Source organism: Actinospineispora acaciae DSM 45401, assembly GCF_000620785.1.
Lineage (GTDB): Bacteria > Actinomycetota > Actinomycetes > Mycobacteriales > Pseudonocardiaceae > Pseudonocardia > Pseudonocardia acaciae.
Genome location: NZ_JIAI01000001.1, coordinates 344,708 through 365,872 on the forward strand (window position 1 = coordinate 344,708; position 21,165 = coordinate 365,872).

Genomic DNA, 21,165 nt, shown 5'->3' on the forward strand with positions numbered 1-21,165 from the left:
TTCCTCATGCGGTGCTGGCCTCGCGCAGGGTCAGCTGTTCGGCGAACCCGGCACCGCACCGGTCCAGTACTCGCCGCAGCCCCGGCTTCACCCCGTAGAGCACCAGCTTGTGGCTCTGCGGGAATCCCTCCGCCGCCTGGACGAACTGGACGATGGTGGTGACGTCGGCGAAGCGCAGCGACTCCAGGTGCACCTGGATCTCGTTGGTCTGGTCCGCCGTGCGCAGTGCCCTGTCCAGCTCTTTGTCGATGACGCTGCGTACCAGGTGCCTATTGCTGAAGTCAATCTCGCCGGCCACTCGGGTGCTGAATGGGGCCTGCCGGGTGATCCGCAGCAGCCCGTCGTCGTAGATCGCTGGAGTAATCACGTCAATCGGATGCATCTCGCACAGTTCGTCTAGTTCGGGGATGGACCAATGGATCCGTTCGTACTGGCAGAGCAGGGTCACGGGGTGGCCCTGCAGTGCGTCGTGCACCGCTCGGTCGTAGTCGGCCAGCGCGAGCCCGCTCGGGCGGTGCACGGCGCCCACCGGCTCGTCGGTGATCCTGATCCGGGAGTAGCCCTCGTCGAACGACTCCGCGATGGTCCGCCCGACCAGCGCCGTCATCTCGTCGAGTGACATCTTCCAGAGCTGGTCGGTGACCTCCGGGGGGACCATCGTCAGCTGGCCGGTGCGCATGTGCTTGGCGACGTCGACATTGTCCTCGCGCAACCGGCGGAGCAGCGGCGCGGCGCTGCGAGCACCGTCGTAGTAGAAGACCTTCTCGTCGCGCGCGAACCCTCCGCGCACGAAGCCGGCGGCGACCTCCCAGTGTTGTTCGTCGCTGTCCATCACGACGCAGGCGTGATCGCCGAGCGCGATCTCGTCAAGTGTCTTGGACACGGACAACGTTCACCCACCCGAGTTCATTACTGTGTGCCGGCCATCGATGAACTGTATGTGATCGGCGTCAACTTATCGCGTCCGTCCGGGCCGGACGGCCGGAATCGCGCGCCAAGCGGACAACCTACCCACCGTTGACCGCAACCAGTTGCCGCTGGGCCGCACTCACACGGGTAGCAGGTTGAACAATTGTCGCACCCGGCGCTGTCCCGATGCCGACCCCCATCCGGACCAGCCATCCATTGGCCCGAACGGGAGCGGCACCGGGCGCGACCTCAGCCAGCTTCAGCCGGTGGAGACCGCGACGTACTTGGTGTTGAGGTACTCCGCGATGCCGTCGCGCCCGCCCTCACGGCCGAACCCGGAGGCCTTGATGCCGCCGAAGGGCGCCGCCGGGTTGGACACCAGGCCGGTGTTCAGCCCGACCATGCCGGTGTCCAGCGCCTCGGACACCCGCAGCGACCGGTTCAGCTCCCGGGTGTAGACGTAGGCGACCAGGCCGAACTCGGTGCCGTTGGCCAGCTCCAGGGCCTCGGCCTCGGTGCCGAAGGTGGTGATCGGCGCGACCGGGCCGAACACCTCCTCGCGCAGGATCCGGGCGTCCTCGGACAGCCCGCTGAGCACGGTGGGCCGGTAGAAGAACCCCGGCCCGTCCGGGGCGTCGCCCCCGGTGACCACCTTCGCGCCCTTGTCGGTGGCGTCGGTGACCAGCTCGACCACCTTGTCCCGCTGGTCGGCGTCCACCAGCGGCCCGACCTGGGTGCCCTCCTCGGCGCCGTGGCCGACCTTCAGCGCGCTGAGCTTCTCGGCCAGCCGCCGGGTGAACTCCTCGGCGACGCCCTCCTGGACGTGGAACCGGTTGGCGGCCACGCAGGACTCGCCGTTGTTGCGCATCTTGGCCACGACCGCGCCGGCCACGGCGGCGTCCAGGTCGGCGTCGTCGAAGACCAGGAACGGCGCGTTGCCGCCCAGCTCCATGGACAGCCGCAGCAGGTTGCGCGAGCCCTGCTCCATCAGCGTGCGCCCGACCGGGGTGGACCCGGTGAACGACACCTTGCGCAGCCGGGGGTCGTCCATCAGCGGCTTGGTCACCGCCGACGCGGACCGGCTGGTGACCACGTTGAGCACGCCCTTGGGCAGGCCGGCGTCGGCCATGATCTCGGTCAGCCGGAGCATGGACAGCGGGGTGAGCTTGGCCGGCTTGAGCACCATGGTGCAGCCGGCCGCCACGGCGGGGCCGATCTTGCGGCTGCCCATCGCCAGCGGGAAGTTCCACGGCGTGATCAGCAGGCACGGGCCGACCGGCTGGCGCATGGTGAGCAGCCGGTCGTTGTTGGAGGGGCTGCGCGCGAAGGTGCCCTCGATGCGGACCGCCTCCTCGGCGAACCACCTGTAGAACTCGGCGGCGTAGGCCACCTCGGTCTTCGACTCGGCCAGGCTCTTGCCCATCTCCAGCGTGCACAGCAGCGCCAGCTCGTCGATGTGGTCGTGGATGGCCTGGTACGCGCGGCGCAGCACCTCGCCGCGCTCCCGGGGCGGGGTCGCGGCCCAGCCCGGCCCGGCCGCCTCGGCGGCGTCCAGCGCGGCCAGCGCGTCGGCCGGGGTGGCGTCGGCGACCTCGCGCAGCGGTTCACCGGTGCCGGGGTCGTGCACGGCGATCGTGCCGCCACCGGATGCCTCCCGCCACTCGCCGTCGATGTACAGCCCCGTCGGGGCGGCCTGCAGCGCCTTGTTCCAGTCGTCTCGGGTCATAGGGTCGGTCTACCCCAGCCACCCCGCCGTGAACCAGGGCCAGTGCTCAGCCGGACGAGTGACATCGCCGGCACCCAAGGTCAACATCATCGGGCCGGCCTACCCGGTCGAGGGCCGCGGACCGTTCATCGGGGGCCGCTTCCGCGGCGGGGAGTGAGCGTGCGATCGTTCGCTGATGGATTCTTGGCGGCTGGTCGAACCCGAGCTTGATCTTGACCGGTTGGCACAGACCGAATCGTTATTCGCGCTGTCCAACGGCCACATCGGGCTGCGCGGCAACCTCGACGAGGGGGAGCCGCACTCGCTTCCGGGCAGCTACCTGAACTCGGTCTACGAGCTGCGCCCGCTGCCCTACGCGGAGGCGGGGTACGGCTACCCGGAGTCCGGCCAGAGCGTCATCAACGTGACCAACGGCAAGCTGATCCGGCTGCTGGTGGACGACGAGCCGTTCGACGTCCGCTACGGCGAGCTGCACCGCCACGAGCGCACCCTGGACTTCCGCGACGGCGTGCTGCGCCGCGAGGTGGAGTGGTCCAGCCCGGCGGGGCAGCGGGTGCTGGTGAAGTCCACCCGGCTGGTGTCGTTCGTGCAGCGCTCGATCGTGGCCATCCAGTACGAGGTGACCCCGCTGGACCAGCCGGCGCGGATCGTGCTGCAGTCCGAGCTGATCGCGAACGAGCAGCTCCCGCCGCCGGGCAACGACCCGAGGGTGTCCGCCGTGCTGGAGGCTCCGCTGGAGTCCGAGGAGGTGGACCCCAACGGCACCGGCGTGCTGCTGGTGCACCGGACCAAGCGCAGCGAGCTGCGGATGGCCGCGATGATGGACCACATCTGGGACGGCGACGACGACGTCCTGGTCACCGTGGACGCGCATCCGGACGCCGGCAGCGTCACGCTGAGCACGGCGCTGGAGCCCGGGCAGCGGTTCCGGCTGGTCAAGCTGGTCGGTTACGGCTGGTCCAGCCAGCGCTCCCGGCCGGGGGTGCGCAGCCAGGTGATGGCCGCGGTGACCGCCGCCAAGCACACCGGGTGGCAGGGGCTGTGCACCGAGCAGCGCCAGTACCTCGACGAGTTCTGGGCCAACGCGGACGTCCGGCTGGACGGCGACGAGCGGCTGCAGCAGGCGACCCGGTTCGCGCTGTTCCACGTGCTGCAGGCGGGCGCGCGCGCCGAGCAGCGGGCCATCCCGGCCAAGGGGCTGACCGGCTCCGGCTACGACGGGCACACGTTCTGGGACACCGAGACGTTCCTGCTGCCGGTGCTCACCTACACCTCACCGAGGGCGGCCCGCGACGCGCTGCGCTGGCGGCACAGCATCCTGGACCTGGCCAGGGAGCGGGCTCACCAGCTCGGCCACTCCGGGGCGACGTTCCCGTGGCGCACCATCCGGGGCCAGGAGTGCTCGGGCTACTGGCCGGCGGGCACGGCGGCGTACCACATCAACGCCGACATCTCCGATGCCGTGCTGCGCTACGTGCACGCCACCGAGGACGTGGAGTTCCAGCGCGACTACGGGCTGGAGATCCTGGTCGAGACGGCCCGGATGTGGATGTCGCTGGGGCACTTCGACGCGGCCGGGCGGTTCCGGATCGACGGGGTGACCGGGCCGGACGAGTACAGCGCGCTGGCCGACAACAACGTCTACACCAACCTGATGGCGCAGCGGAACCTGCGCGGCGCCGCCGACGTGGTGGTCCTGCACCCGGAGAAGGCCGGCGAGCTGGCGGTGGCGGACTCCGAGGCGGGGCAGTGGCGCCGCGCCGCCGACTCGATGTACGTGCCCTACGACGAGCGGCTGGGGGTGCACCCGCAGGCCACCGGGTTCACCGACCACGAGCGGTGGGACTTCGCCAACACCCCGGCGGAGAAGTACCCGCTGCTGCTGCACTACCCGTACGGCGACATCTACCGCAGCCAGGTGATCAAGCAGGCGGACCTGGTGCTGGCGCTGCACCTGCGGGGGGACGCGTTCACGGCGGAGCAGAAGGCGCGCGACTTCGCCTACTACGAGCCGCTGACGGTGCGGGACTCCTCGCTGTCCGCGTGCACGCAGGCCGTCATCGCCGCCGAGATCGGGCACCTGCGGCTGGCCCAGGACTACCTGCACGAGGTGGCCCTGACCGACCTGGACGACCTGCACCAGAACACCGGCAGCGGCCTGCACATGGCCAACCTGGCCGGGGTGTGGCTGGTGCTGGTGGCCGGCTTCGGCGGCATGCGCGACCACGACGGCGAGCTGACCTTCGCGCCTCGGCTGCCGCCGGGGTGGACCAGGCTGCGGTTCGGGATGATCTGGAAGGGACGGCAGCTGCGGGTGGACGTCCGCAAGGACGAGGCCGGGTACAAGCTGCTCGACGGCGGCGAGCCGCTGGACCTGCGCCACCACGGCCAGAAGATCACCGCGCGGACCGGGAAGGCGGTGACCAAGCCGATCCCGCAGCTGCTCACGCCGGCGCCGGTGCACCAGCCGCCGGGCCGGCCGCCGCTGACCGGGGACACCTCGCACGGGCGCCCCTGGTTCGGCTGAGCCGGGTCAGACGAGTGGGGGCACCACCGCGTCGATGAGGTGCGGACCGGGCTCGGCCTGTGCGCGGGCCAGGGCCTCGGTCAGCTCCTCGGCGGTGGTGGCCCTGCTCGCCGGCACCCCCATGCCGGTGGCCAGGGACACGAAGTCCAGGCTGGGGTTGCCCAGGTCCAGAAGCTCGCTCGCCTTCGGTCCGGGCGCGCCGCCTTCCGACCCGGACTCCGCGCCGACCCGCTGCAGCTCCATGCGCAGGATGGCGTACGCGCCGTTGTTGTAGATCACGGTGGTGACGTCCAGGTTCTCCCTGGCGTGGGTCCACAGCGCGGACAGCGTGTACATCGCCGATCCGTCCGCCTCTAGGCAGAGCACCGGACGGTCCGGCGCCGCGACCGCCGCCCCGGTGGCCGCCGGCAGTCCGTACCCGATGGCCCCGCCGGTCAGGGTCAGCCAGTCGTGCCGGGGCGCGCCCTCGGTGGCCGCCGGCAGCCCGATCCCGGAGGTGTTGGCCTCGTCGACCACGATCGCGCCCTCGGGCAGCCAGGCGCCGATGGCGGCCGCCGTGGTCTCCACGGTCAGCGGGCCGGTGGGCGCCGCCGGCCGGTTCGCCGCCGCAACCGGGGCCTCGGTGCCGGGCGCGACCTCGTCGGCCAGCGCGACGAGGGCCTGTGCCGGCACCCCGGTGGGCTCGGCGAGCACGTGCACCTGGCAACCGTCCGGCACCAGGTCGCTGGGCTTGCCCGGGTAGGCGAAGAAGCTGACGGGGGAGCGGGCCCCGGCCAGCACCAGGTGCTTGGCCCCCTCCATCTGGTAGGTGGCCATCTCGGCCAGGTAGCCGAGCCGGCCCACCACGGGCACCCCCGCGCCGCGCTCCAGCCGGGTCGGGAACGTCTCGCACAGCAGCTTCGCCCCGGTGGCCGCCGCGATCCTGGCCGCCGCTGACAACCCCGGCTCGCGAGTGGCATCGCCGCCGATCAACAGCACGGTGTGCTCGCCGGACCGGAGCGCTTTGGCGGCCTCCGCGACGGCCTCCTCGGAAGGGCGCCCGGCCGGGGGAGCGGGGTGCGGTCTCGCCGGCGTGGCGCCCTCGCCCCAGGACACGTCCGCCGGCAGCATCAGCGTCGCCACCTGTCCGGGCGGTCCGCTCGCCGCCGCGACAGCCGCCGCCGCGTCGGCGCCCACGTCCGCCGTCCGCCCGGTCCGCCGCACCCACCCCGACACCGTGCCGGCCACCGCGTCGATGTCCGACTCCAGCGGCGCGTCGAACCGCTTGTGGTACGTCGCATGGTCGCCGACGATGTTGACGATCGGGCTCCGCGCCCGCCGCGCGTTGTGCAGGTTCGCCAGCCCGTTCCCCAGCCCCGGCCCCAGGTGCAGCAACACCCCGGCGGGCCGCCCCGCGATCCGCCCGTACCCGTCCGCCGCCCCGGTGGCCACCCCCTCGAACAGCGTCAACACCCCGCGCATCCTCGGCACCGTGTCCAGCGCCGCCACGAAGTGCATCTCCGAGGTGCCCGGGTTGGCGAAGCACACGTCCACCCCGCCGTCCACCAGCGTGTTGATCAGCGCCTGCGCGCCGTTCATACGAGTCCTCCCTGGTCAGGACCCGTGAGTGGCTAGGGGTGCCATAGCACCCCTAGCCACTCACGGGTTGAGCAGCACGCTTGGGTTGAGGATGCCCTCGGGGTCGAAGGCGGACTTGATCCGGCGCATCAGGGCGACGGTGGTCGGGTCGGTCAGCTCCAGGAAGTAGCGCTTCTTGGAGCGGCCGATGCCGTGCTCGCCGGAGATCAGGCCGCCCAGCTTCATGCTGGCCTCGAACAGCTCGCGCAGCAGCGCCGAGCGCACCTCGTCGTCGGCCTGGAACACCGCAAGGTGCACGTTGCCGTCGCCGGCGTGCCCGCAGCCCAGCACGTACGAGCCGTGCCGCTGGGCGATCTCGGCGGAGATCCGCAGGTACTCGGCGATGGCCGCCCTGGGCACCACCACGTCGATGATGTCGTTCGCGCCGGCCGCCTTGGACGTCCAGAACGCCTGCTCGCGCGCCTCCACCAGCCGCCGCGCCGAGGTCCCCGGCAGCACGTAGAGGTCGATGGCGCCCAGCTCGGTGAGCAGGGTGCCCAGCCGCTCGGTGTCCACGTCCAGCCGGTCGGCGTGCCCGCTCTCCAGCATGACCAGCAGGTACGCCTGGGCGGTCTCCTTGACCTCGTCGGGCAGCCCCAGGTCGATGCCCTGGGCGTGCGTGATGGCGCCCATGGTCAGCCCGTCGATGTACTCCAGGATCAGCGGCGCGAGCCCGCTGGCCACCACCTTCGGCACCGAGTGCGCGACCTCGTCCACGGTCCGGAACGGGGCGAGCACGGTGGCCTGGTGCGGCGGGCGGGGGTAGAGCCGCAGGGTGGCCTCGGTGACCACGGCCAGGGTGCCCTCCGAGCCGATGATCAGCTGCGTGAGGTCGTAGCCCGAGCTGGCCTTGACCAGCTTGCCGCCGGTGCGGATGACCTCCCCGGTGGGCAGCGCCGCCTCCAGGCCGAGCACCTGGGTGCGGGTCACGCCGTAGCGCACCGCGCGCATGCCGCCGGCGTTGGTGGCCACGTTGCCGCCCAGGCTGGCGCTCAGCTCGCCCGGGTACACCGGGTAGGTCAGCCGGTGCGCGGCGGTGGCCTCGTCCAGCTCGGCCAGCGTGACGCCGGGCTGGACCACCGCCACGTGGTTGTCGGTGTCGATCTCGAGTATCCGGTTCATCCGCTCGAACGAGATCACCAGCCCGTCCGGCTCGGGGACCGCCGCCCCGGACAGCCCGGAGCCGCTGCCCCGCGCGGTGACCGGGACCCGGTGCGCGGACGCCACCCGCAGCACCCCGGACACCTCGGCGGCCGAGGCCGGCCGGACCACCGCCGAGGGCCGGTGCGCCGTCGTGGACAGCGCCTCGTCGTGCCCGTAGTCCGCGCTGACCCGCTCGCCGGTCAGCACCTGGTCCGCGCCGACCACGTCGGCGAGGGCCGTCACGATGTCGCTCATCGTCGTCCCTCCCTGGATCAACGCGGACGAACCTACCCCGTGGTAGCGCCGGACACACCGGTGCGCATCTGTACGTCGGTGTGCGGCGCCGAGCGGATGGTCTGCAGCACCACGCAGTAGCGCTCGGTCAGCTTGAGCAGGGTGGCCAGCTCGTCCTCGGACGCCGCGCTGTCCAGGTCGAACGTCAACCGGATGTCCCGGAACCCGACGGGCGCGTCCTTGGCTACCCCCAGGGTGCCCCGGAAGTCCAGGTCGCCCTCGGCGTACACCCGGCCGGAGACGTCCAGCCCCAGCGAGGTGGCCACCGCCCGCAGGGTGACCCCGGCGCAGGCCACCAGCGCCTCCAGCAGCATGTCGCCGGAGCACAGCTGGGTGCCGTCCCCGCCGGTGGCCGGGTGCAGCCCGGCCTCGGCCAGCGCGGTGGCGGTGCGCACCCGGCAGGCCACGCCGGTGCCGTCCAGCTCGCCGTCCGCCTTGAGCGTGACCACGGCGGCGTCCGGGTCCTCCCGGTAGCGGGCTTTGAGCGGGCCCTGCAGGTCTTTGAGCGTGCTCGCGTCCATGCCCCGAGTCTGCCCAACCATCGCCGGTCCCGCAGCGGCGTGGGACGCTTCTGAGGTGGTTCGACCCGATGCACAGCGCGAGGCGGCCGGGCGGGTGGCCACCGTGCCCAACCTGCTCAGCCTGCTCCGGCTGGCCGGGGTGCCGCTGTTCGTCTGGCTGCTGCTCGGGCCGCACGCGGACGGCTACGCGGTGCTGGTGCTCGCCCTGAGCGGCATCACCGACTGGCTGGACGGCAAGCTGGCCCGCTGGCTGGACCAGTCCAGCCGGCTCGGCGAGCTGCTCGACCCCGCCGTGGACCGGCTCTACATCCTTGCCACCCTGGCCACCTTCCTGATCAGGGACATCGTGCCGTGGTGGGTGGTCGCCCTGCTGGTCGGCCGCGACCTGGTGCTCGCGGTCTGCGTGGCGGTGCTGCGCCGGCGCGGTTACCGGCCGTTCCCGGTGACCTACCTCGGCAAGGCGGCCACCTTCAACCTGCTCTACGCCTTCCCGCTGCTGTTGCTCGCGCGCGCCGCCGGCCCCGGGGTGGCCGACGTCGCGCTCGCGTTCGGCTACGCGTTCACGGTCTGGGGCAGCGCGCTCTACCTGTGGTCCGGGGTGGTCTATCTGATCCAGTTCGCCCGCGCGCTGCGGCCGGTCACGACCGGTGCCAACCTCGATCGGGGAGGTCGATAGGCTTTCCGGGTGATCCCAGAGGAGCTGCGCTACACCGAAGAACACGAATGGGTCGGCACGGCCGGCGAGGACACGGTGCGGGTGGGCGTGACGGACTATGCCCAGAAACAGCTCGGCGACGTGGTGTTCGTGCAGCTCCCCGAGGTCGGTCAGCGAGCCGAAGCCGGCACGGCGCTCGGCGAGGTCGAGTCCACCAAGTCGGTATCCGACCTCTTCGCGCCGGTGACCGGCGAGGTCGTGGCCGTCAACGAGGCGCTCACCGAGACGCCCGAGCTGGTGAACTCCGAACCCTACGGCGCCGGCTGGATGTTCGAGATCCGTCCCGACCAGCCCATCGACGAGAGCCTCGGCGGGTTGTTGGACGCATCCGCGTACCGCTCGCTGACCAGCTAGTCCTGAACCCCTCGCCGCGCGGTACGTTGGGCGCCACACCCAGCATCGCCGTTCGCGGCTCACCCGACACCGCGCAGGAGGAGACCCCGAGGTGACCACCAACGACGGGCCCGGCGTACCGCCAGAACGTTCTCCGGAGACGACCTCTGTCTTCCGGGCCGACTTCCTCAGCGAGCCCGACGCCCCGGCGGCCGAGCAGCCCGTCTCCGGGGTCGACGCACTGCCTCCCGGGTCGGCCCTGCTCGTCGTGAAGCGTGGTCCGAACGCCGGCTCCCGGTTCCTGCTGGACCAGGCCACGACCAGCGCCGGCCGGCACCCGGACAGCGACATCTTCCTCGACGACGTCACGGTTTCCCGCCGGCACGCCGAGTTCCGCCGCGACGTCGGCGAGTTCGTCGTCGTGGACGTCGGCAGCCTCAACGGCACCTACGTCAACCGCGAGCCGGTCGACACCGCCGTGCTCGCCAACGGGGACGAGGTGCAGATCGGCAAGTTCCGGCTGGTCTTCCTGACCGGTCCACGAGATGCCGGTCAGGGGGCCGCCCAGGGGAACGGGTGACCGCCCCGCAGTGGTCTCGGGGACGCGGCGCCGAGGAGGGCCGCTGGAGCATCGGAGCCGTGCTGGACCGGCTCCGAGGTGAGTTCCCCGATGTGACCATCTCCAAGATTCGGTTCCTGGAGTCCGAGGGCCTGGTGTCCCCGGCCCGCAGCGCCTCCGGGTACCGGCAGTTCTCCAGCGAGGACCTGGAACGGCTGCGCTTCGTGCTCGCCGCGCAGCGCGACCATTACCTCCCGCTGAAGGTCATCAAACAGCAGCTGGACGAGCGGGACCGGCAGAGCAGCGGGGAGGGCCGTCCGCTCGTGGTCGTGCCCAGTGGAGAGCCGGAGGCGCCGTCCGTGCCCAACCGGGTGCGCCTGACCCGCGAGGACCTGCTCGCCGAGGCGGAGATCGACGTCACCACGCTGGCCGCGTTGGAGCAGTACGGGATAGTCCGTTCGGGCGCCGCCGGGTTCTACGACACCGACGCCGTCGAGCTGGCCCGCACCGCGAGCGCGCTCACCGAGTTCGGCATCGAGCCTCGGCACCTGCGGGCGTTCCGGGCCGCCGCCGACCGCGAGACGGGCCTGTTGCAGCAGATCGTCGGCCCGGTGGCCAAGCAGCGCGACCCGGACGCGGCCGCCCGCGCCGAGGACCTGCTGCGCGAGATGGCGGGGCTGTCCGTGCGGCTGCATGCGCTGTTGATCCGTGTGGGGCTGCGGGAAGGTCTACCCCGGTGAATCTCGCTCGGACACAGGACCCATCGCTGGGCGGCGCGCAAATAAGGGTTCGCCCGTGTAGCGTCTAAGCATCAGGGTCCACCGGATCCGACCCGACAACTGGACCAACTCAGGGGCGATCAGGTGGTGCGAGTCCCCGTCGGGGAGGGAGGCGAGACGCGTGAGTGAGATGCGCGTGGTGGGTGTGCGAGTCGAGCTGCCCGCGAACCAACCGATTCTCTTGCTGCGGGAGACCAACGGCGATCGTTACCTGCCGATCTGGATCGGCTCGGTCGAGGCCACCGCTATCGCGTTGGAGCAGCAGGGCGTCAAGCCGGCGCGGCCGTTGACGCACGACCTGCTCAAAGACGTGATCAAGTCGTTGGGCCGGCGGTTGGAGCAGGTACGGATCACCGACCTGCAGGAAGGCACCTTCTTCGCCGAGTTGGTCTTCGACGGCGGCACCAGGGTGTCCGCCCGGCCCAGCGACTCGGTGGCGCTGGCGCTGCGCGTCGGGGTGCCGATCCACGCCGAGGAGAACGTCCTCTCCGAGGCCGGGTTGATCATCCCGGACGAGCAGGAGGACGAGGTGGAGAAGTTCCGCGAGTTCCTCGACTCGGTGTCGCCGGAGGACTTCCGGGGTGCACAACCCTGAAGTCACCGTCGAAGGTTGCCGCGCGTCGCGTTGACCCGCCGGTGACCTCGGCATACGGTTTCCCAATGGAATCCGAGCCGCCCGACGATGAGCACGCCACGCCGGCTGGTCAGGGCGAGCTCTTTCCGGACTCGGCGCTCGCGGATGGCCTGCCCGACCAGCTCAGCGGGTATCGCGGCCCGACCGCCTGCCAGGTGGTCGGCATCACCTACCGCCAGCTCGACTACTGGGCGCGCACCGGGCTGGTGGTGCCGTCCATCCGAAGCGCGACCGGGTCGGGCAGCCAGCGGCTGTACTCGTTCAAGGACGTCCTGGTCCTCAAGGTGGTCAAGCGGCTGCTGGACGCCGGGGTGTCGCTGCAGAACATCAGGCTCGCCGTGGACCACCTGCGGGCCAGGGGCATCCGCGACCTGGCGGGCATCACGCTGCTTTCGGACGGCACCACGGTCTACGAGTGCGCGTCTCCCGAGGAGGTCGTCGACCTGCTGCAGGGCGGCCAGGGCGTGTTCGGCATCGCGATCGGCGGGGCCATGCGGGAGATCACCGGCACCATCAGGGAGTTTCCGGCGGAACGGGCCGACGGCGTCATCGCCCCGGACGGGCCCGAGGACGAGCTGAGCCGCCGCCGCGCCGCCAAGCGGATCAGCTGAAGGATCCTGTCGGCCGCTGGCGCTACCGTCCGGGTGGTTCGTTTCCGCCAGGTCAGGAGGCCGCGATGACGCGCATCGACGAGATCGCCCCCGGTATCTACCGGGTTTCTACCCACGTGCCCGGCATCGGGCCGACCGGGATGAGCTTCAACCAGTTCTTGATCGATGCCGAGCAGCCGCTGCTGTTCCACACCGGCCACCGGTCCATGTTCGACGCGGTGGTCGAGCAGGTCGGCCGGGTCGTGCCGGTCGAGCGGCTGCGCTGGATCACCTTCGGGCACCTGGAGTCCGACGAGTGCGGCTCGATGAACCAGTTCCTGGCCGCCGCGCCGCACGCCGAGGTGGCGCACGGCGCGCTGGGCTGCATGCTCTCGGTCAACGAGATGGCCGACCGGCCGCCGCGCGCGCTGGCCGACGGCGAGGTGCTCGACCTGGGCGGCAAGCGGGTGCGCCGCCTGGAGACCCCGCACGTCCCGCACGGCTGGGACGCCGGCGTGCTCTACGAGGAGACGACGAACACGCTGCTCTGCGGGGACCTGTTCACCCACCTCGGCGACGGCCCGCCGGTCACCGAGGACGACCTGGTCGCACCCGCGGAGCAGGTCGAGGACGCGATGCACGCGACCTGCCTGACCCCGGAGACCGGCCCGACGGTGCGCCGGCTCGCCGAGCTGGAGCCCGGCACGCTGGCGGTGATGCACGGATCGTCGTTCGTCGGGGACGCCGGCTCCGCGCTGCGGCGGCTCGCCGACGGCTATGACACCAGGCTCGCCGCCGCGCGCTAGGCTGACGGGGTAGTCGCCGATCCCACGCAGGAGAGTCCCGGCCGCCGCCAGCGGTACGGGCGCCGAAGGAGCAAATCCTCCCCGGAACCTCTCAGGCACCCCGGACCGCGTGGGCGAGACGCCTCTGGAAAGTGACGGCTCGAGCTGATCCAGCCGTCCGCCGAAGGGGAAAGCCCGGTACACCCGGGCGAATCTCTCAGGCGCCCGCGCAGGGCATGGACAGAGGGGGAGGGCAGGCCGAAGGCTGCTCCCGACTCGGAGGCGCGATGACCCCGTCAGACCCCACCCGTACCCTGGCCGACCTGGAGAACGGTATCCCGTTCGTGGCCCGCCACCTCGGTCCGGACGACTCCGAGCTGGCCACGATGGCCGAGGTGATCGGCGTCGGCTCGCTGGACGAGCTGGCCGACCGCGCCGTGCCGCCCGGCATCCGCACCGCCACCGATGCCGGCCCAGGGACGCTGCCCCCGGCCGCCACCGAGTCCGAGGCGCTGGCCGAGCTGCGCGCCCTGGCCGCCCGCAACAACCCCACCGTGCCCATGATCGGCCTCGGCTACCACGGCACGGTGACCCCGCCGGTGATCCGCCGGTCGGTGCTGGAGAACCCGGCCTGGTACACGGCCTACACCCCGTACCAGCCGGAGATCAGCCAGGGCCGGCTGGAGGCGCTGCTGAACTTCCAGACCGTGGTGTCCGACCTGACCGGCCTGCCGGTGGCCGGCGCGTCCATGCTCGACGAGGCCACGGCGGCGGCCGAGGCGATGACCCTGGTGCGCCGCGCCGGCCGCGCCGCCAGCCCCCGGTTCCTGGTGGACGCCGACACCCTGCCGCGCACCCTCGCGGTACTGCACACCCGCGCCGAGCCGCTCGGCATCGAGATCGTCGAGGCCGACCTGACCGGCGGCGAGCTGCCGGACGGCGAGTTCTTCGGCGTGCTGCTCAGCTACCCGGGTGCCTCCGGGTCGGTGGCCGACCACGCGTCGCTGGTCGAACAGGCGCACGCGCGGGGGGCCAAGGTGGTGGTCGCCGCCGACCCGCTGGCGCTGACCCTGCTGCGCGCGCCGGGGGAGATCGGCGCCGACGTCGCGGTGGGCAGCACCCAGCGGTTCGGGGTGCCGCTCGGCTTCGGCGGGCCGCACGCCGGCTACCTCGCGGTGCGCGACGAGCTGCGCCGCCAGCTCCCGGGCCGGCTGGTCGGGCTGTCGGTGGACGCGGACGGCAACCCGGCGCTGCGGCTGGCGTTGCAGACCCGCGAGCAGCACATTCGCCGCGAGAAGGCGACCAGCAACATCTGCACCGCCCAGGTGCTGCTGGCCGTGATCGCCTCCATGTACGCGGTGTACCACGGCCCGGACGGGCTGCGTGCGATCGCCACCAGGGCACACCGGATGGCCGCCGTGCTGGCCGCCGCGCTGCGGGCCGGCGGCGTCGAGGTACTGGATGGGGCGTTCTTCGACACCCTGGTCGCCCGGGTCGCCGCCGGCCAGGCCGACGCCGTGCTCGCCGCCGCACACGCCCGAGGCATCGCGCTGCGCCGGGTGGACGACGACCGCGTCGGGGTGTCCTGCTCGGAGCTGACCACCCGGGCACACCTCGTCGACGTGGCCGCCGCATTCGGTGTCACGGTGACACCGGCCGAGCTGGACGAGCTCGACGCGGCCACCCCCGACGCGCTGCCCGCCGCGCTGCGCCGCGAGTCTGACTACCTGACCCACCCGGTGTTCCACCGGTACCGCTCGGAGACCGCGCTGCTGCGCTACCTGCGCCGGCTGGCCGACGCGGACATGGCGCTGGACCGGGGCATGATCCCGCTCGGCTCGTGCACCATGAAGCTCAACGCGGCCGCCGAGATGGAGCCGATCACCTGGCCCGGGTTCGCCGACCTGCACCCGCACGCCCCGGCCGCCGACGCCGACGGGACGCTGACGCTGATCGCCGACCTGGAGCGCTGGCTGGCCGAGCTCACCGGCTACGCCGCGGTGTCGCTGCAGCCCAACGCCGGCAGCCAGGGCGAGCTCGCCGGTCTGCTGGCCATCCGCGCCTATCACCGCGACCGGGGCGAGGGCCACCGCGACGTGTGCCTGATCCCGGCCAGCGCGCACGGCACCAACGCCGCCTCGGCGGTCATGGCCGGCATGCGCGTGGTCGTGGTGGCCTGCGACGACAACGGCGACGTCGACCTGGCCGACCTGCGCGCGAAGATCGACGAGCACGGCGTCTCGCTGGGTGCGCTGATGATCACCTACCCGTCCACGCACGGGGTGTACGAGGCGGGCGTGCGCGAGGTGTGCTCGGCCGTGCACGAGGCCGGTGGCCAGGTCTACCTGGACGGCGCGAACCTCAACGCGCTGCTCGGGCTGGCCAAGCCGGGTGAGTTCGGCGGCGACGTGAGCCACCTGAACCTGCACAAGACGTTCTGCATCCCGCACGGCGGCGGCGGGCCCGGGGTCGGGCCGGTCGCGGTCCGCGAGCACCTGGCGCCGTACCTGCCCGACCGGGGCGCGGGCGCGGTGTCCGGCGCGGAGTACGGCAGCCCGGGCGTGCTGCCCATCTCCTGGGCGTACCTGCGGATGATGGGCGCCGACGGGCTGCGCCGGGCCACCCTGGTCGCGGTCGCGGCCGCCAACTACGTGGCGCGCCGGCTGTCCGCGCACTACCCGGTGCTCTACACCGGGCCGGGCGGGTTCGTGGCCCACGAGTGCATCCTCGACCTGCGCCCGCTCACCGCGGCAACCGGCGTCACGGTCGACGACGTGGCGAAGCGGCTGGCCGACTACGGGCTGCACGCGCCGACCATGTCCTTCCCGGTGGCCGGCACGCTCATGGTGGAGCCCACGGAGAGCGAGAACCTCGCCGAGCTGGACAGGTTCTGCGACGCGATGATCTCCATCCGGTCCGAGATCGACCGGGTGGCCGCGGGGGAGTGGCCGGTGGAGGACAACCCGCTGCGCGGCGCCCCGCACACCGCCGCGTGCATCGCCGACAAGTGGGACCACCCGTACCCGCGCGAGCTCGCGGCCTACCCGACCGGCGCCACCGAGGGGAAGGTCTGGCCGCCCGTGCGCCGCATCGACGGCGCGCACGGCGACCGCCACCTGGTCTGCTCCTGCCCGCCGGTGGAGGCGTACGGCTAGCCTCACCGGGGTGAGCCAGCCCCGGCCGTACGTGCTGCTGTCCGCCGCCGTGTCGATGGACGGCTTCCTGGACGACACCGGGCCGACGCCGCTGGTGCTGTCCTCCCCGGCGGACTTCGACGAGATCGACCAGATCCGCGCCGGGGTGGACGCGATCCTGGTCGGCGCCGGCACCGTCCGCGCGGACAACCCCCGGCTGCTGGTCCGCTCGGAGTCGAGGCGGCGCGAGCGGGAGCGGCGTGGGCTGCCGGCCAGCCCGGCGAAGGTCACGCTCAGCACCACCGGCGAGCTGGACCCGGACGCCGCCTTCTTCACCGCCGGGGACGTCGAGCGGCTGGTGTACGTGCCCGACGCGGCGGTGGCCGCCACCAAGGCGCGGGTGGGCGCGGTGGCCACCGTGATCGGCGCCGGCGAACCGCTCGCGCTCGCATCCGTGCTCGCCGACCTTCACGCGCGCGGCTGCGGCCGGCTGCTGGTCGAGGGCGGCGGCCTGGTGCACACCCTGTTCCTCACCGAGGACGCGGTGGACGAGGTGCGCCTCGCGGTGGCGCCGTTCTTCGTCGGCGACGCCGCCGCGCCGCGCTGGGTCAGCCCGGCGGCGTTCCCGGACCGGCGCCTGCGGCTGGCCGAGGCCCGCGCGCTGGGCGACATCGCGGTGCTGCGCTACCTGGCCCGCTGACCCGCCGCGCGATCCTGAGACATCTTTAGTTCACCTGTACGTCACCGGGATGTCACCCGCTGGTCCGTCCGCCGGAAGCGAGGCCCCGCCCCTGGCCGAACCAGCCGTTATATTTCGCAGGCCCTTGCAGATGCACTTGCATCCGTCGCCAACATCGGCAAGCATGGCATCCATGGTCATCGTGCTCATCAGCTCCCCAGGCGCGACCGGATAGCTGGCCATGAGCAGGGCAACGACTTCCTCGGGCGGTTCCTACATGATCTCGCACGGCCTTCCGGCTGAGCAACGGAAACAGGTCCGAACCTCGCGATCGGCAGGTGTGCGATGAGACGGCGACCCCTCGGCGACGACCTCACGAGCGCCTACGTGCGATACATGGCGACATGGTTGCACTCCTGGCCCACTCGGCGCCGGATGCGCCGCTCCCGGCGGAACCGGTACACGGCGCGGGTGGTCATCGCGGAGCGCCGCCGCGAGGTCGACCAGGTCGGCTAGCCGCCCGCGCCCCCCGGGGCTGATATCGTCGATGGCATGCGGATGGTTCTCGGCCTTCTCGGCTGGTGGCGCCCCTGACGGGCGGCACTGTTCATCCGCGCATTCCCACTTCACGCGGCCGCCCAACCGGGCGGCCGTTTTTGTGTGCTATGGCGCCTCGGCCGCCCGGCGCGGCGGCCCCTATCTCGCCGGAGCCAACCGATGTCACGACGACTCACCGGGTTCACCCCCTCGGGAGACCTGCACCTGGGCAACTACCTGGGCGCGATCCGACCCGTCCTCGCCGACCAGGCCAGCGACGACACCGACACCGTGGTGTTCGTGTCCGACCTGCACGCCCTGACCCTGCACCACGACCCGGCCGAGGTACGACGACGCACGCTGGAGTTCGCCACCCTGCTGCTGGCCGCCGGCCTCGACCCGGACGCCGGCCTGTTCATGGTGCAGTCACACGTCCCCGAGCACACCGAGCTGCACTACCTGCTGGAATGCCTGACCGGCTACGGCGAGGCGCAGCGCATGATCCAGTTCAAGGAGAAGTCAGGCCGCCAGCGGCAGGTGCGGACGTCGCTGCTGACCTACCCGATCCTGATGGCGGCCGACATCCTGCTCTACGACACCGACGAGGTGCCCGTCGGCGAGGACCAGCGCCAGCACGTGGAGCTGGCCCGTGACGTCGCCGTCCGGTTCAACACGCACTACGGCGCCACCTTCACCGTGCCCCGCGCGGTGCACCCGGCGGTCGCCGCGCGCGTGATGGACCTGTCCTCTCCGGCCCGGAAGATGAGCAAGTCGGCCTCGTCGGCGGCCGGCGCGCTACGCCTGCTCGACCAGCCCGACGCGCTGCGGCGCAAGATCATGCGCGCGGTCACGGACGCCGGCAGCGCGGTGGCCTACGACCCGGACCGATCGCCCGGTGTGGCCAACCTGCTCGACATCCTGGCCGGCTGCACCGGAGCCCGGCCGGCCGACCTGGCCGCCCGGTTCGACGGCTACGGCGAGCTGAAACGGGCGGTCGCCGATGCCGTGGTGGACACCCTCTCGCCGATCCGGACGCGTTACCTCCGCCTCGCCTCGGACCCGGATCACGTCCGGGCGGTGCTGCGGGCCGGAGCGAAACGAGCCAGGGAGCGGGCCGCCGACAAGGTGTGCCGGGCGAGGTCGGCGATCGGCCTGCTGCCCGCCTGACCCTCATGTCTGACACTGCCCCCGACGCCGGGCGGTGGCCGACCGCGCACGGCCGGCCACCGCCCGGGTTGCCGCGCACTACGAGCTCAGGCTGCCGAACTCGTCATCCTTGATGCCCCGTACGAGCGCGGCCATCTCGGCGCCCGTGAAGATCAGCACGGCCCCTGAGCGATGGCGCGAGTTGCGCATTCCTACCCGACCGTCCGGCAGGGCCGCGACCTCGACACAGTCGCCGCTGGGGTTGCTGTGGCTGCTCTTGCGCCAGCCTGCCGACCGTACCGCCAACTGGTCGCCATGGGCCTGGGACATCTCTCAACACCTCTCCAAATGGAAATACCGGAACACCATATGTCGTCCTGCACGTAAACCTGCAAGTGCATCTGACGGTGCAGGTGCACTGTCTGTGAACGGCGGGACCGGTTCGTCGGACGGTGGGAACCCGGTTGGGCAGGGTTCAGAGGGGAGAGGAACGGCCGATAAACGGCACCGAGGCGCACCTGTTCAGGTGCCCGGCCAGCGGCGACCTAGTCGACAGGGCCGGTGAATAGACGAAAGGGCACGGCGCGTGCGCGCCGTGCCCTCAGGGGCGGGAGCTGGCTCAGGTCTCCTTGAGGATCGACTCCAGGAGCTGGCGGGTCTCGGACGGCGAGGCGGCCTCGGCGCACAGCCGGTCCATGACCATCAGGTAGTTGTCGACGTCGACCCGCTTGTCCAGGTACAGCGCGCTGGTGAGCTGCTCCAGGTAGGCGATGTCGTGGATGTCAGGGTCGGAGAACCGGACGATGCTGAACGGCCCGCCGGCCGCCGCGTGCCCACCGGCCTGGAAGGTGATGGCCTGCAGGGTGATGTTTGGCAGCTCGGTCATCTCGATCAACCGCTCCAGCTGGCCGCGCATCACCTGCGAGCCGCCGACCGGCCGCCGCAACGCGGCCTCGTCGACCACCGCCCAGACGCGGGGCGGCTCGGACCTGGTCAGGATCTCCTGGCGGGCCATGCGCAGCTCGACGCGCAGGTCGATGTCGTTGGCGGCGGCGCCCGGGTGGCCGAGCATGGCGACGGCGCGGACGTACTCGGGGGTCTGGAACAGGCCGGGCACGAACTGCACCTGGTAGGTCCGGATCACCGACGCGGCCTGCTCGAGCCCGAGGTACAGCTCGAACCAGCTGGGCATCACGTCGCTGTACTTGTGCCACCAGCCCGGCGAGCTGGCCTGGCGGGCCAGGGTGAAGAAGGCCTCGCGCTCCTGCTCGTCCACGACGCCGTACAGGGTCAGCAGGTCCGCAACGTCGCGCTGCTTGTAGCCGACCCGGCCCAGCTCGAGGCGGCTGATCTTGGCGTCGGAGGCGCGGATGGTGTAGCCGGCGGTCTGGCGCGAGATGCCCTTGGCCTCACGGAGCCTGCGCAGCTGGGTGCCCAGCACGATCCGCAGGACCGTCGGCCCGCCGGTTGGCGGCGCCTGGACGGCAGACCCCAACAGGTTCTCGTCTCGCTGAACCGCGCCCATAAACCCACTCCCGCGCCGGGACTCCGAGCATCGAAAAAACCGCTGACATCGCACTGTAACAGGCGACGTCCATCACAACGCCCTACCGAAACGACCGCTCGCCGATCGGTGCGGCGCCGTCGACGGCCGTCAATCCGGTGTGATGTTGACAGCACCGTAGACCACTTGCGCCGCGACCTCAATGAGTCGATCGCGCAACGGCTCGGCGCGCGCGGCGAATGCGGCCTGCGCCCGGGCATACTCGGCGCGCCCGGCGGGGGTCTCGATCGGGACAGCCGCGTAGCCCAGCGCCGATAGGTCGTACGGGCTGGCGCGCATGTCCAGCTCGCGGACCTCGACGGCCAGCTCGAAGCAGTCCGCGACGAGCTCCGAGGGCGTGGCCGGCGCCAGCTTGTAACACCATTTGTAGAGGTCCATGGTGGCGTGCAGGCAGCCGGGCTGTTCGGCGTCGACCTGGCCGTGCCTGGTCGGGGCCGTCTCGTTGCGCGGCCGGGCGGGCGGGGTGAAGAAGCGGAACGCGTCGTGGTGGGTGCAGCGCAGCGGCAGTGCCTCCACCACCTCGTCGGTGCCCGCCGCGCCGAGCCGCAACGGCAGCCGCCGGTGGCGCGGAACATCGCGGTAGACCATCGCCCATTCGTGCAACCCGAAGCAGCCCAGCCGGGGCGCGCGGGCGGCGGTGGCGCGCAGCAGCCGCAGCACGAACCGCGCGCTCTCCCGCCGGGCGGCGGGCAGCCCGGCGGGGTCGAACAGCACGCCCTCGGGCGTCCGCCGGTAGCCCGGCCAGCGCAGGAACTCCTCGGCGTCACCGGCCAGCGCGACGCCCGGCCCGGGATGCCAGCGCTCCAGGCGGGCGGGGCGGTGGCTGTAGTAGGTGAACAGGAAGTCCAGCACCGGGTGGTCCTGGCCCAGCCGCCGGCGCTCCCGGTGCGGCCCGGTCCAGCGCGCGACCCGCTCGCGGTGCGCCCGCTGCCGGGCCCGCCACGTCGACTCCTCCCACACCCGCACGCGCGCG

General features: G+C 71.9%; 19 protein-coding genes and 1 riboswitch. Of the genes, 11 read left to right on the plus strand and 8 right to left on the minus strand.

The genetic code is table 11. The annotated features are described in order from the left end of the window. Positions 1–4: 4 nt before the first annotated feature. Positions 5–883: an MEDS domain-containing protein gene (locus tag N912_RS48865; protein ID WP_051579448.1), complete on the minus strand. Its 879-nt coding sequence runs from the start codon at positions 881–883 to the stop codon at positions 5–7. A 285-nt stretch (positions 884–1,168) separates the two neighbouring features. Continuing rightward, entirely contained in the window at positions 1,169–2,635 is a 1,467-nt protein-coding gene (locus N912_RS0101720; RefSeq protein ID WP_028921059.1) for an NAD-dependent succinate-semialdehyde dehydrogenase, read from the minus strand. Between the two features lie 175 nt (positions 2,636–2,810). On the opposite strand from N912_RS0101720, the gene N912_RS48870 reads away from it, so the two are divergent. Continuing rightward, positions 2,811–5,162: a glycoside hydrolase family 65 protein gene (locus N912_RS48870; RefSeq protein WP_051579449.1), complete on the plus strand. Its 2,352-nt coding sequence runs from the start codon at positions 2,811–2,813 to the stop codon at positions 5,160–5,162. Positions 5,163–5,168: 6 nt separating this feature from the next. Here the strand turns inward: N912_RS48870 and N912_RS0101735 are convergent, their stop codons facing one another. Genes N912_RS0101735 through N912_RS0101745 form a run of 3 tightly spaced genes read right to left on the minus strand, consistent with a single transcriptional unit; the run spans position 5,169 to position 8,737 of the window. Continuing rightward, positions 5,169–6,740 (minus strand): acetolactate synthase large subunit, encoded by a 1,572-nt coding sequence (locus tag N912_RS0101735; RefSeq protein WP_028921060.1) that lies wholly within the window; start codon positions 6,738–6,740, stop codon positions 5,169–5,171. A gap of 60 nt (positions 6,741–6,800) precedes the next feature. Beyond that, positions 6,801–8,177 carry an FAD-binding oxidoreductase gene (locus N912_RS0101740; protein ID WP_028921061.1) on the minus strand — a complete coding sequence of 459 codons (1,377 nt, stop codon included), beginning with the start codon at positions 8,175–8,177 and terminating at the stop codon, positions 6,801–6,803. A 32-nt stretch (positions 8,178–8,209) separates the two neighbouring features. After that, a complete protein-coding gene (locus N912_RS0101745) occupies positions 8,210–8,737 on the minus strand; it encodes an OsmC family protein (RefSeq protein ID WP_028921062.1) in 528 nt (175 codons plus the stop codon). Between N912_RS0101745 and clsA the strand changes: the two genes are divergently transcribed. The 10 genes from clsA (at position 8,736) to trpS (ending at position 18,649) form a co-directional block, all read left to right on the plus strand. Next, positions 8,736–9,413 (plus strand): cardiolipin synthase ClsA, encoded by a 678-nt coding sequence (clsA, locus tag N912_RS48875; protein WP_084210519.1) that lies wholly within the window; start codon positions 8,736–8,738, stop codon positions 9,411–9,413. The two genes, N912_RS0101745 and clsA, sit on opposite strands and share 2 nt — an antisense overlap. Positions 9,414–9,422: 9 nt before the next feature. After that, entirely contained in the window at positions 9,423–9,806 is a 384-nt protein-coding gene (gcvH, locus tag N912_RS0101755) for a glycine cleavage system protein GcvH (RefSeq protein WP_028921063.1), read from the plus strand. Positions 9,807–9,897: 91 nt separating this feature from the next. Continuing rightward, positions 9,898–10,365 carry a glycogen accumulation regulator GarA gene (gene garA / locus N912_RS0101760; protein WP_028921064.1) on the plus strand — a complete coding sequence of 156 codons (468 nt, stop codon included), beginning with the start codon at positions 9,898–9,900 and terminating at the stop codon, positions 10,363–10,365. Then, positions 10,362–11,084 (plus strand): transcriptional regulator FtsR, encoded by a 723-nt coding sequence (gene ftsR, locus N912_RS0101765; protein ID WP_037062643.1) that lies wholly within the window; start codon positions 10,362–10,364, stop codon positions 11,082–11,084. Before garA ends, ftsR begins: the two co-directional genes overlap by 4 nt. A gap of 160 nt (positions 11,085–11,244) precedes the next feature. Beyond that, entirely contained in the window at positions 11,245–11,718 is a 474-nt protein-coding gene (locus tag N912_RS0101770) for a bifunctional nuclease family protein (protein ID WP_028921066.1), read from the plus strand. A gap of 65 nt (positions 11,719–11,783) precedes the next feature. Beyond that, positions 11,784–12,368, plus strand: a complete 585-nt coding sequence (locus N912_RS0101775; protein WP_028921067.1) for a MerR family transcriptional regulator — start codon at positions 11,784–11,786, stop codon at positions 12,366–12,368. A gap of 65 nt (positions 12,369–12,433) precedes the next feature. Next, positions 12,434–13,153 carry an MBL fold metallo-hydrolase gene (locus tag N912_RS0101780; RefSeq protein ID WP_028921068.1) on the plus strand — a complete coding sequence of 240 codons (720 nt, stop codon included), beginning with the start codon at positions 12,434–12,436 and terminating at the stop codon, positions 13,151–13,153. A 114-nt stretch (positions 13,154–13,267) separates the two neighbouring features. Further along, positions 13,268–13,386: riboswitch (glycine riboswitch) on the plus strand. A gap of 33 nt (positions 13,387–13,419) precedes the next feature. After that, the gene (gene gcvP / locus N912_RS0101785) at positions 13,420–16,287 is read left to right on the plus strand and encodes an aminomethyl-transferring glycine dehydrogenase (protein WP_028921069.1); all 2,868 of its coding nucleotides are present in this window, start codon (positions 13,420–13,422) and stop codon (positions 16,285–16,287) included. Positions 16,288–16,297: 10 nt separating this feature from the next. Beyond that, entirely contained in the window at positions 16,298–16,966 is a 669-nt protein-coding gene (locus tag N912_RS0101790; RefSeq protein WP_028921070.1) for a RibD family protein, read from the plus strand. Between the two features lie 696 nt (positions 16,967–17,662). Beyond that, on the plus strand, positions 17,663–18,649 hold the full coding sequence (trpS, locus tag N912_RS0101800; protein ID WP_028921071.1) for a tryptophan--tRNA ligase: 987 nt from the start codon (positions 17,663–17,665) through the stop codon (positions 18,647–18,649). 78 nt (positions 18,650–18,727) lie between these two features. Here trpS and N912_RS0101805 read toward each other — a convergent pair whose 3' ends face one another. The 3 genes from N912_RS0101805 to N912_RS0101815 all read right to left on the minus strand — a co-directional run bounded on the left by N912_RS0101805 (position 18,728) and on the right by N912_RS0101815 (position 21,158). Next, positions 18,728–18,958 (minus strand): DUF397 domain-containing protein, encoded by a 231-nt coding sequence (locus N912_RS0101805; RefSeq protein WP_037062646.1) that lies wholly within the window; start codon positions 18,956–18,958, stop codon positions 18,728–18,730. Between the two features lie 289 nt (positions 18,959–19,247). Further along, on the minus strand, positions 19,248–20,153 hold the full coding sequence (locus N912_RS0101810; protein ID WP_051579450.1) for a helix-turn-helix domain-containing protein: 906 nt from the start codon (positions 20,151–20,153) through the stop codon (positions 19,248–19,250). A gap of 129 nt (positions 20,154–20,282) precedes the next feature. Continuing rightward, complete coding sequence (locus tag N912_RS0101815; protein WP_028921074.1) at positions 20,283–21,158, minus strand: hypothetical protein; 876 nt, start codon at positions 21,156–21,158, stop codon at positions 20,283–20,285. Between the last annotated feature and the right edge of the window lie 7 nt (positions 21,159–21,165).